The organism is Lentzea sp. NBC_00516 (assembly GCF_036346835.1).
Taxonomy (GTDB): Bacteria; Actinomycetota; Actinomycetes; order Mycobacteriales; family Pseudonocardiaceae; genus Lentzea; species Lentzea sokolovensis.
In genome coordinates this window covers 2,819,022-2,835,078 of sequence record NZ_CP107840.1, presented here as the reverse complement: position 1 = coordinate 2,835,078, position 16,057 = coordinate 2,819,022, and the positions used below count along the sequence as shown (strand labels likewise).

Annotated in this window: 13 protein-coding genes; 9 read left to right on the top strand and 4 right to left on the bottom strand. The window is 70.4% G+C overall.

The window, feature by feature from the left end; translation table 11 throughout:
* Window positions 1-35 precede the first annotated feature (35 nt).
* The 3 genes from OG205_RS12720 (at window position 36) to OG205_RS12710 (ending at window position 5,565) form a co-directional block, all read left to right on the top strand.
* Window positions 36-3,608, top strand: coding sequence for a S8 family peptidase (locus tag OG205_RS12720; RefSeq protein ID WP_330276423.1), 3,573 nt, complete (start codon window positions 36-38; stop codon window positions 3,606-3,608).
* A gap of 136 nt (window positions 3,609-3,744) precedes the next feature.
* Complete coding sequence (locus OG205_RS12715) at window positions 3,745-4,704, top strand: aldo/keto reductase (RefSeq protein WP_330276422.1); 960 nt, start codon at window positions 3,745-3,747, stop codon at window positions 4,702-4,704.
* 12 nt (window positions 4,705-4,716) lie between these two features.
* On the top strand, window positions 4,717-5,565 hold the full coding sequence (locus OG205_RS12710; protein WP_330276421.1) for a helix-turn-helix domain-containing protein: 849 nt from the start codon (window positions 4,717-4,719) through the stop codon (window positions 5,563-5,565).
* Here OG205_RS12710 and OG205_RS12705 read toward each other — a convergent pair.
* Window positions 5,494-6,063: a TetR/AcrR family transcriptional regulator C-terminal domain-containing protein gene (locus tag OG205_RS12705; RefSeq protein ID WP_330276420.1), complete on the bottom strand. Its 570-nt coding sequence runs from the start codon at window positions 6,061-6,063 to the stop codon at window positions 5,494-5,496. The two genes, OG205_RS12710 and OG205_RS12705, sit on opposite strands and share 72 nt — an antisense overlap.
* Before the next feature lie 55 nt (window positions 6,064-6,118).
* Here OG205_RS12705 and OG205_RS12700 point away from each other — a divergent pair, with 55 nt between their 5' ends.
* From OG205_RS12700 to OG205_RS12685, 4 genes are all read left to right on the top strand, one after another.
* Window positions 6,119-7,369: an FAD-dependent monooxygenase gene (locus OG205_RS12700; RefSeq protein ID WP_330276419.1), complete on the top strand. Its 1,251-nt coding sequence runs from the start codon at window positions 6,119-6,121 to the stop codon at window positions 7,367-7,369.
* Window positions 7,370-7,455: 86 nt separating this feature from the next.
* Window positions 7,456-8,166, top strand: coding sequence for a hypothetical protein (locus OG205_RS12695; RefSeq protein ID WP_330276418.1), 711 nt, complete (start codon window positions 7,456-7,458; stop codon window positions 8,164-8,166).
* A complete protein-coding gene (locus OG205_RS12690; protein ID WP_330276417.1) occupies window positions 8,163-8,834 on the top strand; it encodes a DUF4166 domain-containing protein in 672 nt (223 codons plus the stop codon). The genes OG205_RS12695 and OG205_RS12690 overlap by 4 nt, the downstream gene beginning before the upstream one ends.
* 112 nt (window positions 8,835-8,946) lie before the next feature.
* A complete protein-coding gene (locus OG205_RS12685) occupies window positions 8,947-10,110 on the top strand; it encodes an LLM class flavin-dependent oxidoreductase (protein ID WP_330276416.1) in 1,164 nt (387 codons plus the stop codon).
* Window positions 10,111-10,299: 189 nt separating this feature from the next.
* Here OG205_RS12685 and OG205_RS12680 read toward each other — a convergent pair whose 3' ends face one another.
* Together OG205_RS12680 and OG205_RS12675 are read right to left on the bottom strand one after the other, a co-directional pair.
* A complete protein-coding gene (locus OG205_RS12680; RefSeq protein WP_330278156.1) occupies window positions 10,300-11,715 on the bottom strand; it encodes an ATP-binding protein in 1,416 nt (471 codons plus the stop codon).
* Window positions 11,715-13,382: an FAD-dependent oxidoreductase gene (locus OG205_RS12675; protein WP_330276415.1), complete on the bottom strand. Its 1,668-nt coding sequence runs from the start codon at window positions 13,380-13,382 to the stop codon at window positions 11,715-11,717. The genes OG205_RS12680 and OG205_RS12675 overlap by 1 nt, the downstream gene beginning before the upstream one ends.
* Before the next feature lie 56 nt (window positions 13,383-13,438).
* Here OG205_RS12675 and OG205_RS12670 point away from each other — a divergent pair, with 56 nt between their 5' ends.
* Complete coding sequence (locus OG205_RS12670) at window positions 13,439-13,702, top strand: UBP-type zinc finger domain-containing protein (RefSeq protein ID WP_330276414.1); 264 nt, start codon at window positions 13,439-13,441, stop codon at window positions 13,700-13,702.
* A 70-nt stretch (window positions 13,703-13,772) separates the two neighbouring features.
* Window positions 13,773-15,320 (top strand): substrate-binding and VWA domain-containing protein, encoded by a 1,548-nt coding sequence (locus tag OG205_RS12665; RefSeq protein ID WP_330276413.1) that lies wholly within the window; start codon window positions 13,773-13,775, stop codon window positions 15,318-15,320.
* Window positions 15,321-15,339: 19 nt separating this feature from the next.
* On the opposite strand, the gene OG205_RS12660 is transcribed toward OG205_RS12665, so the two are convergent.
* A complete protein-coding gene (locus OG205_RS12660) occupies window positions 15,340-16,050 on the bottom strand; it encodes a class I SAM-dependent methyltransferase (RefSeq protein ID WP_330276412.1) in 711 nt (236 codons plus the stop codon).
* Window positions 16,051-16,057: the final 7 nt, after the last annotated feature.

Genomic DNA, 16,057 nt, shown 5'->3' with positions numbered 1-16,057 from the left:
TCGGGGAACTGGCCATCCCTGCTCAAAGGAATCGCATGTACAGAAAACGAAGCGCGGCTCTCGCGGCCGCGCTCCTGCTCTCCGTCGCGGTCGCGAAACCCGCGGCGGCGAGCGGACCGCAGCCGCAGGCCGCGGGCACGCCCGGCATCGTCACGCTGATCACCGGCGACCAGGTCGTCGTCGACGGTGACCGCGTCTCGTCCGTGCGGATGGCGAAGGGACGCGAGCAGCTGCGTGCCTGGCGCTACCGGCTCGACGGCCACGACCACGTCGTGCCGCAGGACGCGGTCGCGGATCTGAAGGCCGGCAAGCTGGACAAGCGGCTGTTCGACGTCACCGGACTCGTCCAGCAGGGCTACGACGACCGCAACGAGCCCACCGTGCCGACGATCGTCACCGGCACCGCCGCCCTGACCGCGGGCGTGAACGCGGTCTACATCCCGAAGACCGAGGCTGCGGGACGGTGGCGCGAACGGGGATCGGCCCGGCTCGCGACGGAGAAGATCTGGCTCAACGGCCGAGTGCGGCCGACGCTCGACGAGAGCGTGAAGCAGATCGGTGCGCCGAAGGCGTGGCAGGCGGGGTTCCGCGGTGACGGCGTGAAGGTCGCCGTCCTCGACACCGGGTACGACACGGCGCATCCGGACCTCAAGTCCGTTGTGGACACTTCGGCGGACTTCACCGGCGAGGGCGTGCAGGACACCGACGGGCACGGCACCCACGTGGCGAGCACGATCGCGGGCACCGGCGCGGCCTCGCAGGGCCGCTACCAGGGCGTCGCGCCCGGCGCGAAGCTGCTGGTCGGCAAGGTGCTCGGCGAGTTCGGCGGCCGGGAGGACTGGGTCCTCAACGGCATGCGGTGGGCCGTCGAGCAGGGTGCCGACGTCGTCAACATGAGCCTGGGCGGCGGTGTCACCGACGGCACGGACCTGATGTCCCAGACGGTCAACGAGCTCTCGGCGTCCAGCGGCACGCTCTTCGTCATCGCGGCCGGCAACTACGGGTTGCGCGAGAGCGTGGGCAGCCCCGGTGCCGCCGATCGCGCGCTCACCGTGGCGAACGTGACCAAGCAGGACGAGCTCAACCTGACCTCCAGCCAGGGACCGCGGCTGGGCGACTTCGGGCTGAAGCCGGAGATCGCCGGACCGGGCACGGACATCGTGGCCGCGCGGGCGGCCGGGTTGCTGCCCGAGTACGCGGTGGGCGACAACTACGCGCAACTCTCCGGCACGTCGATGGCGTCGCCGCACGTCGCCGGTGCCGCCGCGATCCTCGCGCAGCGGCACCCGGACTGGACCGGTGAACAGATCAAGAACGCGTTGATCGGCTCGTCCCAGCGACTGCCGGGCATCTCCACGCTGGCCCAGGGCGCGGGCAGGCTCGACGTCGCTCGCGGTGTCGCGCAACAGGTCCGGGCCGAGGGCGTGGCCGGGTTCGGCACGGTGTGGGGCACCGCCGAGGCGACCCGCGAGATCACCTACGTCAACTCCGGCGGCAAGCCGGTCACCCTGGCTCTGGACTTGGAGGTCGACCGGAGGAACGTGCTCTCGGTGGCGAAGTCGGTGACCGTGCCGGCCGGTGGTTCGGCGTCGGTCAGGGTGACGGCGCGTCCCACGGCGCAACCGGCGGGCGAGCTCACCGGGGTGCTGCGGGCGCGTGCCGGTGACGTCGTGCTGACGACGCCGGTGACCGGGCAGTTCAACGGCGAGAAGCGGACGTTGACCGTGAAGGTCCCGCCGAGGTCCGGAGAGTCCTTCCAGTCCCTGGTGATCGTGCAGAACGAGCGCACCGGCCAGGCGTTCGGGGACTTCACGTCCACCGACTCGCTGAGCCTCACGGTGCCGGGCGGTCCTTACCGCGTGCTGGGGCTCATCGCGGAGCTGACCGGCGACAACACGTTGTTCGCCCAACGCGTGGAGGTCGCCGGGGACACGACGGTCGACGCGAACACCAAGGCGGGCAGGCCGATCACGGTCGGGGTGGACGACCCGGATGCGCGGCCGCAGTTCGGTGGCGGGTTCGGGCTCCTGTCCGACCCCGACGAGTCCGGCCCGCTGGAGTCCGCGGGCATCCTGCGCGGCGGCGGCGTGCCGAGGGAGGGCGCACGGCTGTACAGCGTCGCCGGTCCGAACGTCCGCGGTCTGTCGCTGACGAACCTCAGCTACTGGAACCACCCGTGGGCGCTCACGGCGCTGAGCGGGGCTGGAGGGTTCGAGCTCGGCGAGACGTACTTCCCGTGGACCACCGACTTCACCGGCGGCTACACCGGCCGGCTGGTCGGCGTCGGCGAGGCTGATCGCGCGTCGATCGAGGCGGCCGACGTCTCCGGCGCCATCGCGGTGATCGCGCCGAAGAACTGGCACGACCCGGTGTACCCGCCGGGCGAGCAGTTGATGAGCGGCGTGGAGTTGTTGAAGCAGAAGGGCGCGCGGGCCGTGCTCTCCTACTTCAACCCGACCATCGACTCGGGTTCGGCGGCCGAACCCGCGCTGCCCACCGGCTTGATCTTCGACTCCGCGCAACTGCGTCGCGTGCAGGACCTGATGGCGGAGCGGACCGTGGAAGCCACGATGTCCGTGCGTGCCAACAGTCCTGTGTCGTACTTCCTCGGCCAGGAGGTCAAGGGACTGCCCGGCGGGTACGGCTTCAAGTTCGCGAAGGCCGGTCTCGGCCGGATCGAGCGCAGGCTGATCGACACCATGCCGGCGGGCACCTACCGGTTCGGTGCCGCGTCGTGGACCGTCGGGCCGATGCGCGCGGGAGCGGACGTCGAGTCGAAGTGGCCGCAGCGCCGCACCGACTACATCTCACCCGCCGCCGCGGTGCAGCTGTTCGACGCGGGCGCGTTCCTGCCGGACGGCAGCCAGCCGTACTCGGAGATCACGCTCCCGGTTTCGGTGAAGGCGGGGGAGAAGCGGACGTCCCGCGTCTTCGCCGCACCGTTCGGGCCGGAGCTGACCACGCTGCCGATCGCGCGGGCGGACGCCAAGCCGCTGCCGTGGGCGTACCGGTCGCGTGACCGGATCAGCCTGATGATCCCGATGTTCTCCGACAGCGATCCCGGCACGGTCAGCTACTTCGACCCGTCGCACACCGGCACCACCGTGCTGTCGAAGAACGGCAAGGAGATCGGCCGCGGCAACGACCGTCCGGCGCTGGGCACGTTCGACGTGCCGTCCGGCCCCGGCTGGTTCACGCTGGCCGCCGAGGCCGTGCGACCGACCGGCAACCTCACTCCCGCACTGTCCACGAAGGTGCGTTCGGAGTGGCGGTTCCACGCGCGGTCAGGCACGGACGAGCGGGCGGCGTTGCCGTTGCTCGACATCCGGTACGCGCTGGACCTCGACGACCACAACACCGCGCACGGTCCAGTGCGCGGCACGGTGTCGGTCGCGCACCAGCCCGGTGCCCCCTCGGCGAACGTGCGGTCGATCGGGGTGGAGGTGTCCTTCGACGACGGTGTGACCTGGCAGCGCGTCAAGGTCTCCGGCGGCAAGCTGGAGATTCCGGCCGGAACGACGGGCTTCGCGTCGTTGCGCGCCACGGCCGCCGACGTCCTGGGCAACTCGGTGACGGAGACGATCACCAGGGCCTACGCGGTGAAGTAGGGCCGTGGGGGTGCCCTGCTCGGGGGCAGGGCACCCCTCCGCGGAAGGTAGGTCTGGCAGTACCAGGAAATCGCGGGCCTGCCACATTCCGCCGTGCCGGGCGAGGCTGAGGACACCACGAAGAAGGGTGTGTCCGATGCAGCAACGGGTTCTCGGCCGGCAGGGACTGAAGGTGTCGGCGATCGGTTACGGCGCCATGGGGATCAACCTCGCGTACGGTGCCAGCGACGAGCAGGGCGGCACCGAGGCGATCCAGCGCGCCTACGACCTGGGCGTCACGTTGTTCGACACCGCCGAGATGTACGGCTGGGGCGACAACGAGAAGGTCGTCGGCCGTGCGCTGAAGTCCGTGCGCGACGACGTCGTGATCGCGACGAAGTTCGGCTTCACCCACGACTACGGCACCGACAGCAGGCCTGAGCACGTCCGCGAGGTCGTCGAGAACAGCCTTCGGTTCCTCGGCGTCGACACGATCGACCTCCTCTACCAGCACCGCGTCGACCCCTCGGTGCCCATCGAGGACGTCGCGGGCACTGTGAAGGAGTTCGTGGACGCGGGCAAGGTGAAGTACTTCGGGCTGTGCGAGACCGGGCCTCAGACGATCCGCCGCGCGCACGCCGTCTTGCCGGTGTCCGTGCTGCAGACCGAGTACTCGCTGTTCGAACGGGACGCCGAGCAGGTGTTCCCGGTGCTGGCCGAGCTCGGCATCGGGTTCGTGCCGTACTCGCCGCTGGGGCGCGGGTTCCTGACGGGCACCGCGCGGCCGAGCTCGTCCTACGACGAGACGGACATCCGCTCGACCGATCCGCGCTGGCAGCCGGGCAACTTCGAGAAGAACGTCGAGGCCACGAGGCAACTCGCCGTGCTGGCCGCGGACAAGGGCGCCACCATCGCGCAGCTCGCGCTGGCGTGGCACCTCGCGCAGGACGAGCACATCGTGCCGATTCCCGGCACGCGCAGCGCGAAGCGGGTCGAGGAGAACGTCGGCGCGGCGTCCCTCGTCCTGAGCGCCGCGGATCTGGCCGCGATCGCCGAGATCCTGCCGAACGGCGGGTTCGGTGCGCGTTTCGCGGGTGAAGTGCCCGTCTGGGAGTGAAATGCTGTGCGGGTGGACGGTGAGATCGGCAGTTTCCTGACCGCACGCCGGGCACGGGTGGCACCGGAGGACCGAGGTCTGGCCTCCGGCACCCGCCGCCGGGTGCCCGGTCTGCGGCGCGAGGAGGTCGCGCTGCTGGCCGGGGTGAGCGTGGACTACTACGTCCGGCTCGAACAGGGCCGTGCCGAATCGCCGTCCGACGCCGTGCTCGGCGCGCTGGCACGGGTGCTCGGCCTCGACGCGGTGGCGTACGACCACCTGCTGCGCCTGGCCCGTCCGCACCGTCCCGCAGTCCTTACACCGCAACGGGTCCGGCCGGGCGCTCGGGCGTTGCTCGACGCGATGCACGGGATTCCCGCGATCCTCGTGGGACGCTGGCAGGAGATCCTCCACGCGAACCGGCTCGGCGAAGCGGTGCTGCCCCGGCACCACCCCGGACCGGGCCGCAACGCCGCTCGTCACGTGTTCCTCGCCGCCGACGCGCGGGACTACTACGCCGACTGGGACGTGGTCGCCGCCGACACGGTCTCCGTGCTGCGGCAGGAAAGCAGCCGCTATCCCGGTGATCCCGTCCTGGCCGCGCTCGTTGCCGAGCTCACCGCCGCGAGTCGTGAGTTCGCGCGGCTGTGCTCGTTGCACGACGTGCAGGTCAAGACCGACGGCCTGATCCGGCTCAACACCTCAGCCGGCCCGCTGAGCCTGAGCTACGAGTACCTGCTGGCCGACGGGGGCGCCGAGGTGATCGTCACGTACCTGCCCGCCGACCGCGCCACTGCGGACGCGCTGATCTCACTGGGCCAGCAGCTTGGCGATCCCGAACTCGAACCGGGCGTCGAACGACTCCTCGGCGAGGAAAGGTAGAACGCGCTCCAGCGCAGGTCGTGCTCCGACGGTGAGATCGACCGAACCGTGGGCCAGCGCCTGTTCCTCCTGCGCCAGGCCGAAGATGAAGTAGATGACGCTCCAGCACGTCCACGCGGCGTCCCGGGCGGACATCCCGCCGTCCAGCAGCGCGGCGACGAGCGCCTCCGCCGTGTCCAAAGTGGCCGGTTCCGCGGCGTAGGTGCCCGCCACGACGGCGGCACCGTCGCGGTGCGCCAGCAGCGCCCGCCGATAGCGGCGCGCGATCTCGGCGGCCCGCTCACGCCAGTCCTCCGGCAGGCCGTCGAGGGAGACGCCGGCGACGATCGCGTCGGCCATCAGCTCTTCGAGCCGCGCCTTGGTCTTGACGTGCCAGAGGACGGTGTTCATCCGCACGTCGAGCTTCTGCGCGATGGCACGCATCGACACCGCGTCGGCGCCGCGCTCGTCGAGGATCTCCAGCGCGGTCCGCACCACGTCCGCTTGACTCTTGGTCACTGACCTAGTCTACTCGACCGCGAAGCATTGGTCAGTGACCAAGAGGGAGTGAGTCATGTACGACGTCGTCATCGTGGGCGCGGGGCCGACCGGGCTCTGGCTGGCCGGAGAGCTGCGGCTGGGAGGGGCCTCCGTGGTGGTGCTGGAAACGCGGCTGGAACGGGACTCGAACTCCAAGGCGCTCACGATCCACCCCCGCACGATCGAGATCCTCGACTGCCGGGGAGTGGCGGAGCCGTTCCTGGAGGAGGGCATCCGCATCCCGAACGGGCACTTCGGCGGGCTGTCCGACCGCATGGACTTCTCGGTGCTGGACACGCCGTACCCGTTCACGCTGGCGTTGCCCCAGGCCCGCACCGAGGAACTGCTCGAACAGCGCGCCGTCGGCATGGGCGCGACGGTGAGGCGGGGTTGCCGGGTGACCGGCCTGACCCCGGAAGGTGTCGAACTGGCTGATGGCGAGGTCGTCGCCGGACGTCACGTGGTCGGCTGCGACGGCACCCGCAGCGTCGTGCGGGAGGCGGCGGGCATCGACTTCCCCGGCGCCGACGCCACGACCTGGGGCTGGCTGGGCGACGTCGTCCTGGACGACCCGCCCGCGCGTGGGTTCGCGAGCGTCACCGGCCCCGACGGCGGCCTGATGGTCGTGCCGCTGCCCGGTGGCGTGCATCGCGTCGTCGGCGGGGATCCCGCCTCGAATCAGCCTGAGTGGCCTGGTGAGCTGACGCTCGACGAGCTGCGTGCCACGGTCAAGGCGATCGCGGGCACCGACTTCGGCATGCGTGACCCGAAGTGGTTGTCGCGCTTCGGCAACGCCACCCGCCAGGCCGCCGCCTACCGCTCCGGCACCGTCCTGCTGGCGGGCGACGCCGCCCACATGCACTTCCCGACCGGCGGCGTCGGCATGAACGTCGGCATCCAGGACGCGCACAACCTCGGCTGGAAGCTCGCTGCCGTCGTCACCGGTCGCGCGGACCCCGCGTTGCTCGACACCTACCACTCCGAACGTCATCCGGTGGGCGCCGACCTGCTCCGCCACACGAGGGCGCAGACCGCCCTGATGACGGCGTACTCAGCCGAGGGGCAGGCGTTGCGCGCGGTCGTCAGCGGGCTGATCGCGTCCGCGCCGGACATGTCCCAGCAGCTCGCCGAACGACTGTCCGGGCTCGACGTCGCCTACGCCACCGGCAGGCGTGTGCGCGACCAGCGGCTACCGGGCGGCGACAGGCTCTTCGAGCGGCTGCGCGGCGGCGGCCACGTGGAGACCGAGGCCGGCCTCGTGCGGCCGGACGGGCATCTCGCCTAGCCGTACCTGGTCACCACCTGTTTGAGCATCTGCTCAAATCTGGTTATCCTGCTGTTTGAGCAGATGCTCAAACAGCAGGGGGTCACATGGCGCGACGACGAACGCTCTACGTGGAGACGGTGATCAGGACCGACCTCGACGACCTGTGGCGGCAGACGCAGGAACCGCGTCTGCACCAACGGTGGGACCTCCGGTTCACCTGGATCGACTACCTGCCGAAGGCGGAACCGGACGCGGCGCAGCGTTTCCGGTACGCCGTCCGCGTCCTGCCCGGACTGACGGTGGACGGGACCGGCATCAGCGTCGGTGAACGCACGAAGCCCGACGGCTCGCGGACGTCGGCGTTGCGGTTCAGCTCGGCGCATCCGCTGTCCCTGATCCGCAGCGGGTCCGGCTACTGGCGGTACGTGCCGACCAGCGCGGGGATCCGGTTCCTCACCGGGTACGACTACCAGCCCGGCTGGGGCCGGCTGGGCGCGCTGGCCGATCGCCCGTTCCGTCTCCTGCTGGGGTGGGGGACGGCGTGGTCGTTCGATCGGCTTCGGCTGTGGCTGGAGCGCGGCGTACCACCGGAGGTGTCGCTTCGGCGAGCGCTGCTGGACGCGGGAACGCGGCTCGCCGTCTGCGCCGTCGCCTGGTGGGCCGCCCCGGTCGTGCTCGCCGCGGCCGTCACGCTCGCTGCCCTGCTGGCCCCGCCGTCGCCGTCCACGCCGGCTGCCAGGAGGTGCCGGCGCACTCCACCGGACCGCCGTTCGTCGACGGCACCGTCCACCCTGTCCACTTTGGAGCTTCCATGACGTCGATCTTCCAGCGCGCCCTCGGCGACGACTTCGACCGCCTGCACCCGCAGCTGCAACGCCGATTCGGCTTCGCCAGCGCGGACGGCGTGGCCTGCGTCGGCACGGGCACGATGGACCGGGTGTGGCACGGTCGCGGTTTCACCCGGCCGTTCCTCTGGCTCGGGGCCAAGCGCCACATCCTCCTGCCGGGCCACGGCCGCGACATCCCGTTCACCATCGAGAACTACCCCTACCTCGACTCGCTCGGCAGGGAGACGGTGACGTTCGTCCGCACCTTCGACTTCGACCGGCCCCGGCGCTGGGACGCCACGATGATCTACAGCCGCGAGCGGGATTCCGTCGTGGACTACCTGGGCACGCACCAGCACGTCTCCGTCGACCTGCACCTGTCCGTCGACGAACGCGGTGGGCTCCTGATCCGCAGCGGGGAGCAGCGCTTCCACGAGGGCCCGCTGCACTTCCGCATTCCCGGTCTGGTGACCGGTACCGCGGAGGTCCGCGAGTCCTACGACGACGAGCTGGGCCGATTCCGCATCAACGTCGAGGTCACCAACCACCGGTTCGGACCGCTCTTCGGCTATCACGGCACCTTCACCTGCGCCTACCCCGAAGTCGATCGCGTGCCGGACGCGGTCAGGCCGGTGCGGGAGCAGACAAGGGTCTGAGCGGCGCGCTGCCGGACTGCTCCGTTCGGGGATTTTGTATTGGCCGCGTAACGACCCGATCGCTCACAGAGACATCAGCCTTGGTGTCCGCGCGAGGTGAGGGTGTGTGCCGATGAAGATCGATCTGTTCAACGAGATCCAGAACCCCGGCCCTGCCACGGAGCAGTTCCGCTTCCGCCAGGCCCTCGACCAGGCCCGCCTCGCCGACGAGCTCGGCTACGGCTGCTGGTGGCAGGTCGAGCACCACGGAGCGGGCGAGTTCAGCCTGTCCTCCGCGCCCGAGCTGATGCTCGCCGCCCTGTCCCAGCAGACCTCCCGCATCCGCCTGGGCCACGCCGCCGTGCTGGCACCCGGCCGCTTCAACCACCCGATCCGCGTCGCCGAACGCGCCGCCACCCTCGACCACCTCAGCGGCGGCCGCGTCGAACTCGGCCTCACCCGCTCCACCATCCCCGAGTGGAACCTCTTCGGCGTCGAGCCCGCCGACGCGCGCGCCCAGACCGCCGAGGCGTTCGAGATGGTGCCGAAGATGTGGACCACCGACCACTTCTCCCACTCCGGCGCGCACTACGACGTCTCCGACGTCTCGATCGTCCCCAAGCCCCTGCAGAGCCCGCACCCGCCGCTGTGGCAGGCCGCCGCCTCCCCGACGTCCTTCGAGGAGGCCGGCCGCCGAGGCGTCGGCGTGCTCGGCACGACGATCTGGGAGTCCATCGACCGGGTCGCCCGCATGATCGACCTCTACCGCGCGGCCGCCGCCGAGTGCACCTCGCCGGTCGGCTCGTTCGTCAACAACCAGGTCGCCTACTTCACGTTCGTGCACTGCGCCGAGACCGACGAACAGGCCATGCGCAACGGGGCAGCGGCCGCCGCGGCCTGGTACACGGTGACAGCGCTGCGCTTCTTCAACGCCGCAGCCGAGTTCGCCGCGACCATGCAACGCCACCAGGACATCCTCTCGGCCGGCGACGGCGGCCTCACCGGCGAGTTCCTGCGCGCCGAGCTGGACGCCGTCCCTACGGACGCGCAGCTCGTGATCGGCCGGATCATCCAGGGCGAGGACGTGCCGGAGGACGAGCTGTTCGAGGTGCTCTCGGCGCAGCAGTCGCTGATCGTCGGCAGCCCGGACACGTGCCGCAAGAAGCTGCAGGCGTACGCGGACCTCGGGATCGACCGGCTGATGTGCCTGCAGCAGATCGGTCCGATCGGGGCGGACGAGGTGATGACGAGCATCAGGCTGATCGGGGAGCTGATCCCGGAGTTCGACCGGTCCTGACCTGGTCATCCAGGTGTCCTCGCTCGTCGCCCGTCGAGGCGGCGAGCGGAGGCCATCTGGGTGGTTCCCTTGTGTCGTCTGTAGCTGAGGTGTGGGCAGAACGATGTCTTGACTGCCACAGCGCACCTGCGGATCGGGGACCGCGGGAGAGGGCCTCGTCGATGCCAGGTCGCGGCACGGCCCTCCGGATCACCTACGTCCCGTAGCTTCCAAGGGCAGCAGGACCTGGAACCGCGTGTCGCCCGGCTCCGACTCCACGCGGATCGCGCCGTGGTGCTTGTTGACCACGATCCGCCACGAGATCTCCAGCCCGAGCCCGGTGCCCTCCCCGACCGGCTTGGTGGTGAAGAACGGTTCGAAGATCCGCCTCTTGACCTCCGCCGGGATTCCCGGGCCGGTGTCGCCGATCTCCACGACGAGGTGCTTGTCCTGCCTGAAGGTCCGCACGCTCAACGTTCCCGAACCGGCCATCGCGCTCAGGGCGTTGTCGATCATGTTCGTCCACACCTGGTTGAGCTCGCCGGCGTACGCGGGGATGTGCGGGAGCGTCCGGTCGTAGTCCTTGACCACCTGGACGTCCCCGAGCTTGCCGCCGAACATGACCAGGGTGGAGTCGAGCAGTTCGTGCACGTCGACCACCTGGAACGGCGCGCGGTCCATCTGCGAGTACTGCTTGGCCGCACCGACCAAAGTGGACACTCTGGTGGTGGCGTCCTCGATCTCGTTCATCAGCATCTCGGTCTCGACCGTGTACCTGAGCCAGTGCACGGCGGATCCGGTGACGGCCGCCGGGCACGCTGTGAGCGAGTTCTCCAGCCACTCGACGTCCAGCCCGGCGGCGACGAGGACGGGTGCGACGTCCCAGCCGCCGCTGATGCCGTGGTCGTCGAGCCAGTCGGCGACCTCGTCCTCGGCGTCGCTGGCCTGCAACGGGCTGAGCTTCGGTGCCTTGGCGACCTGTTCGACCGCCTTCTCCTGAAGTTTCACCAGGGAGGGCAGCGTGGCCGGGTCGATCGCTCCCTGCGACAGGAGGGCGAGTTTGTGCCGCATGCCCGCGACCCGTTCGCGGAGTGCCGCTGTCGCTCGCACGGCGGCCGCGGCCGGGTTGTTGAGCTCGTGGGTGAGGCCTGCGGACAGTGCTCCGAGCGCGGTGAGCCGTTCGTGCTGGCCCACCGTCGCCTGGGTGTTCCGCATGCCCCAGAACAGGCCCTCCAGCAGGTGCATCGCCATCGGGAACCACGCGCGGACCATCGGCCCGAACTCGTCGGCGTCGAACTGCAGCATCGACGTGGCGGTGATCGACTCGACGGTCATCTGGTAGGTCGGCTGGTCGAGCTCCAGGTAGGCCTGGGTGGCACCGAAGTACGAGCCGCGCAGGTCGCTGCGGCTCACCTCGATCCGCTGGCCGCCGATGGTGCGGCACAGGGCGACCGTGCCTTCGAGCAGCACGAAGAAACACGTCGCCGGCTCGCCCTCGGTGAGCACGGGCGTGCCTGCCTCGCGGGTCTCGACGTGGCCGTGGTCGGCCAGCCAGTCCAGCTGTTCCTGGTCGAGCTTCTCGAACAGGAACAGTTCGCGCAGCTCAGCCGCGGTGAGCCTCTCCATCACGACCTCTCCAGGTAACGGTGGACCAGCGTGACCGCCATGGCGCCCTCGCCGACCGCGGACGCGACCCGTTTCACCGAGTCCGCCCGGACGTCGCCCGCGACGAACACGCCGGGCACGTTCGTCTCCAGGTGGTACGGCGCCCGCTCGAGGTCCCAGCCGGACGGTGAGCCGCCGAGGTCGGGGCCGGCGAGCAGGAACCCGTGCTCGTCGCGTTCCAGTGTGCCGTCCAGCCAGTCCGTGCGCGGGGCGGCGCCGATGAACGCGAACAACCAGCCCGCCGGAACGATCGTCGTCTCGCCGGTCTTGTTGTGCAGCAACGTCAACGTCTCGAGGTGATCGTCACCCGTGCCGCCGCAGACCTCGGTGTGCGTGCGCACCTCCACGTTCGGGATCGCCGCGAGCTGGTCGATCAGGTACCGCGACATCGACGACTCCAGCGAGTCGCCCCTCACCAGGATCACCACCTTCCGCGCGTGCCCGGAGAAGTAGACGGCCGCCTGGCCAGCGGAGTTCGCCCCGCCGACCAGGTAGACGTCCTGACCGGCGCAGTTCGGGCCCTCGGTGGTCGAGGCGCCGTAGTACACGCCCCGTCCGGTCAGATCGCCGAGTCCGGGCGCGTCGAGCAACCGGTACGAGACGCCGGTGGCGAGGATGACGGTGTGGGCCGCGAGTTCGGTGCCGTCGCCGAACCGCACGACGCGCGCGGCTCCCCGGCGCTCCAGGGCGACGACGTCGCGGGTGGTGAGCAGCTCGACGCCGAACTTGACCGCCTGTCTGCGGGCCCGTTCGGTCAGCTGCCCGCCGGACACCCCGTCGGGGAAGCCCAGGTAGTTCTCGATGCGACTGCTGGTGCCGGCCTGGCCACCCGTCGCGATCCGTTCGACCAGGACGGTCCGCAGTCCCTCCGACCCTCCGTACACCGCGGCGCCGAGTCCCGCGGGTCCGCCGCCCACGACGATCAGGTCGTAGAACTCGGCCGAGGGCTGGGTGCTCAGGCCCACCTCGGCGGCGAGCTCCGCGTCCGACGGGTCGACCAGCGCGGTGCCCTGGGCCGTGACCACGACCGGCAGCGTCGTCCCGTCCTGATGCGCGGCGGTGAGCAGACAGCGGGCCTCCGGCTCGTCGAGCGCGTGCCAGCGGAAGGGAACGTTGTTGCGTGCCAGGAAGTCACGCACGTCGTAGGAACGCGGCGACCAGCGGTGCCCGATCACCCGCACCCGCTGCGGTGGCTGCCGGTCGCTCACCGCCCAGGCGCGCAGCTGCTCGTCGAGCACCGGGTAGAGGTTCTGCTCCGGCGGGTCCCACGGCTTGAGCAGGTAGTGGTCGAGGTCCACGACGTTGATCGCCTGGATCGCGGCGTCGGTGTCGGCGTACGCCGTGAGCAGCACCCGGCGCGCCTGGGGGAACACGTCCATCGCCTGCTCGAGGAACTCGATGCCGCTCATCTGCGGCATCCGGTAGTCCGCGAGCAACGCCGCGACCTCCTCGCCGCGCAGCTTGATCTCGTGCAGGGCCTCGAGCGCCTGGGAGCCGGACTCCGCTCGCACGATGCGGTAGTGCTCGCCGTACATCCGGCGCAGGTCGCGCGCCACCGCCCGCGACACGGCCGGGTCGTCGTCCACCGTGAGAATCGAGGGCCGCGCGACGCGGTCGGCAGTCGTCATGTGCCCAGTCAAACACCAGAACTTGTCGATGACAGCAATCGAGGTACCGTCGTGCCGTGACCACCACCTGCGAGCACGTCGCCGAGCTGGGCCCGGAGCCCACTCCTTCCACTGTGGAGGGCTGCGAGGACTGCCTGGCCGCCGGCGGCAGGTGGGTGCACCTGCGCCTGTGCCTCGGCTGCGGCAAGGTCGCCTGCTGCGACTCCTCGCCCGCCAAGCACGCCTCGAAGCACTTCGCCGACGAGGGACACCCGATCATGCGTTCGTTCGAGCCGGGGGAGACCTGGCGCTGGTGCTTCGTGGACAACACGCTCGTGTGATCTTCTTCGTGCGGAAACCGGAACCAGCGAGTTCTGGTGGTGCCCGGGCCGGTTGTCTAAGGTGTCCGCCATGGTGCGACCACGGCGGGTGACGGCGCCTGTCGTCGGGCTTTCGGTGCTGCTCGTGTTGTCCGTCGTCGCCTGGATCGGCGGCGACGTGGTCATCGACCGGCTCAACGCGACCCGCTGCACGGATCCGGCGACGGTTCTCGTCACCGCGGCGCCCGCGGTCGCTCCGGCTCTGAGCGAGGTCGCGGACGCGCTGGACGCGACGGACGAGTGCTATCGCGTCGAGGTGAAGGCCGAGCCCGCGCGCGAGACGATGACGCGGCTCGTCGCCGGGGAGGTGTCGCCCTCGGTCTGGGTGCCCGAGTCCACGATGTGGCTGCGGCAGGCACGGGACTCCGGTGCGTGGCGGGTGCCCGAGTCGGGCATCTCCGTGGGGCGGTCGCCGGTCGTGCTCGCGGTCAAGGACTCCGTGAAGGCCAGGAACTGGCGGGAGCTGATCGGGCCCGGCGCCACCTCGGTCGCCGGTATCGCGGATCCGGCCAGGGACCCGGCCAGCCTGTCGGCGTTGCTCGCGTTGCGCGGGTTCGCGTCGGCGGAGAAGGACCCCGCGGCCGCGACGGTCGCCGCCATCAGGCCCGTGTCCGGTGACTACGCCGAGCGGGCCGAGGATCTGTTCACCCGTCCGCTGGACGTGTTTCCGACGTCCGAGCAGGCACTGGAGCGGCACAACTCCACTCCCGGCGCCACGCGACTGACGGCGGTCGCCCCGGAGAATCCGGTGCCGCCGCTGGACTTCCCCTACGTCGTGCTGCCCGACGCGGGCGAGGCGCAGCGGGCGGGAGCGGAGAAGTTCCTGGCGCGGCTGCGGTCGGGGACCGGCTTCGACCGGTTCGGCCTGCGTGCGCCCGACGACAAGATCGCCGGTCCGGAGCAGGGATTCGTGGACGAGACGCTGCGCCTCTGGAGCGGTCTCACGCTGACCGCGCGAGTGCTGGGCGTCCTGGACGTGTCGGGCTCGATGAACCAGATCGTCCCCCGGACCGGGACCACGCGGATGGCGCTGGCCGTCGGGGCGGCCGAACGCGGCCTGGGCCTGTTCAAGCCCGGCACGCAGATCGGCCTGTGGAAGTTCTCCACCAGGCTGGACGGCGACAAGGACTACAAGCAGATCATCCCGTTCGCGTCGGTCAAGGACCACCTCGCGAGCGGCCAGGCCATCGCGGCGGTCCGGGCGACGCGGGCGACCGCGAACGGGGCCACGGGCCTCTACGACACCACCCTGGCCGCCTACCAGGAGGCCAGGAGGACCTGGGAGCTCGGGCGGATCAACATCGTCGCCATCATGACCGACGGCCGCAACGAGGACCCCGACTCGATCGGTCAGCGCCAGCTGCTGGACGAACTGGCCAAGCTGCAGGACAAGCGCAGGCCGTTGCCCGTCATCGCGATCGGCATGGGCCCGGACGTTGACGTCGACGAACTGACGAGGATCGCCGAGGCGACCGGCGGCAAGGCCTTCACCACCGCCGATCCCGCCGGCATCAGCGACATCTTCGCGCAGGCGCTGAGCACGATGCTCTGCCAGCCGCCCGCCTGCCGTCCCCAGTAGGGCGCCCCGGCAGACGACCTCAGTACGGGTCGTACGGACTGTCGTGGCCGAACAGCCGCGCGACCCGCCGCAGCCGCAGGCGGAGCAGAACCTTGATCCCCACGTTGCGGAGGAACCAGGGCATCTCGGCGAGCACGCGCCTGCGATCGGCCCAGTCCGGCTGCGTCAAACGGAAGCGCGCGAGGGAGCCCGCCCGGTCCACGTACACGTATCGCTTGCCGCACAGCACCTTCGCGATGATCCCGCAGGTGACCCCGATGGACGAGAACGCGTCGTGGACCAGGATCTCGCCGCCGGGAACGAGGTTCTCCGACCACAGCATGTCGTCGGTGTAGGTCCAGTAGTCGTGCTTGCCGTCGATGTACAGCAGGTCGATGCGCTCGTCCCACTCCCGGCGCAGCACGGTGCTGTACGACGCTTCGAGCCGCACGACATCGGTCAAGCCCGCACGGGCCAGGTTCTTCTCGAAGCGGACGCGGGTGGGCGTGCCGCCGAAGAGCTTGCCCTCGACGAACGGGTCGACGGCGACCACTGCGGCCCCGACCGAACGCGCCGCGATGCCCAGCACGGTGGTGGATCGTCCCTGGTGGCTGCCGATCTCGACGATCCGCGCGCCGGGACCGAGCCGCAGCACGGCCTGCCACAACATCGTCGCCTGGTCGACGGTCAACCACCCTGGAACCTGGTCGCCCAGCTCCCACGCCTGCTCGAACGCTGTCGGAGAAGTCATCGCCACC

Coding starts and splice junctions, on each gene's coding strand:
- OG205_RS12660 (WP_330276412.1), bottom strand. CDS start 16,050: ATGACTTCTCCGACAGCGTTCGAGCAGGCGTGGGAGCTGGGCGACCAG.
- OG205_RS12700 (WP_330276419.1), top strand. CDS start 6,119: ATGTACGACGTCGTCATCGTGGGCGCGGGGCCGACCGGGCTCTGGCTG.
- OG205_RS12685 (WP_330276416.1), top strand. CDS start 8,947: ATGAAGATCGATCTGTTCAACGAGATCCAGAACCCCGGCCCTGCCACG.
- OG205_RS12675 (WP_330276415.1), bottom strand. CDS start 13,382: ATGACGACTGCCGACCGCGTCGCGCGGCCCTCGATTCTCACGGTGGAC.
- OG205_RS12690 (WP_330276417.1), top strand. CDS start 8,163: ATGACGTCGATCTTCCAGCGCGCCCTCGGCGACGACTTCGACCGCCTG.
- OG205_RS12720 (WP_330276423.1), top strand. CDS start 36: ATGTACAGAAAACGAAGCGCGGCTCTCGCGGCCGCGCTCCTGCTCTCC.
- OG205_RS12695 (WP_330276418.1), top strand. CDS start 7,456: ATGGCGCGACGACGAACGCTCTACGTGGAGACGGTGATCAGGACCGAC.
- OG205_RS12665 (WP_330276413.1), top strand. CDS start 13,773: ATGGTGCGACCACGGCGGGTGACGGCGCCTGTCGTCGGGCTTTCGGTG.
- OG205_RS12715 (WP_330276422.1), top strand. CDS start 3,745: ATGCAGCAACGGGTTCTCGGCCGGCAGGGACTGAAGGTGTCGGCGATC.
- OG205_RS12680 (WP_330278156.1), bottom strand. CDS start 11,715: ATGGAGAGGCTCACCGCGGCTGAGCTGCGCGAACTGTTCCTGTTCGAG.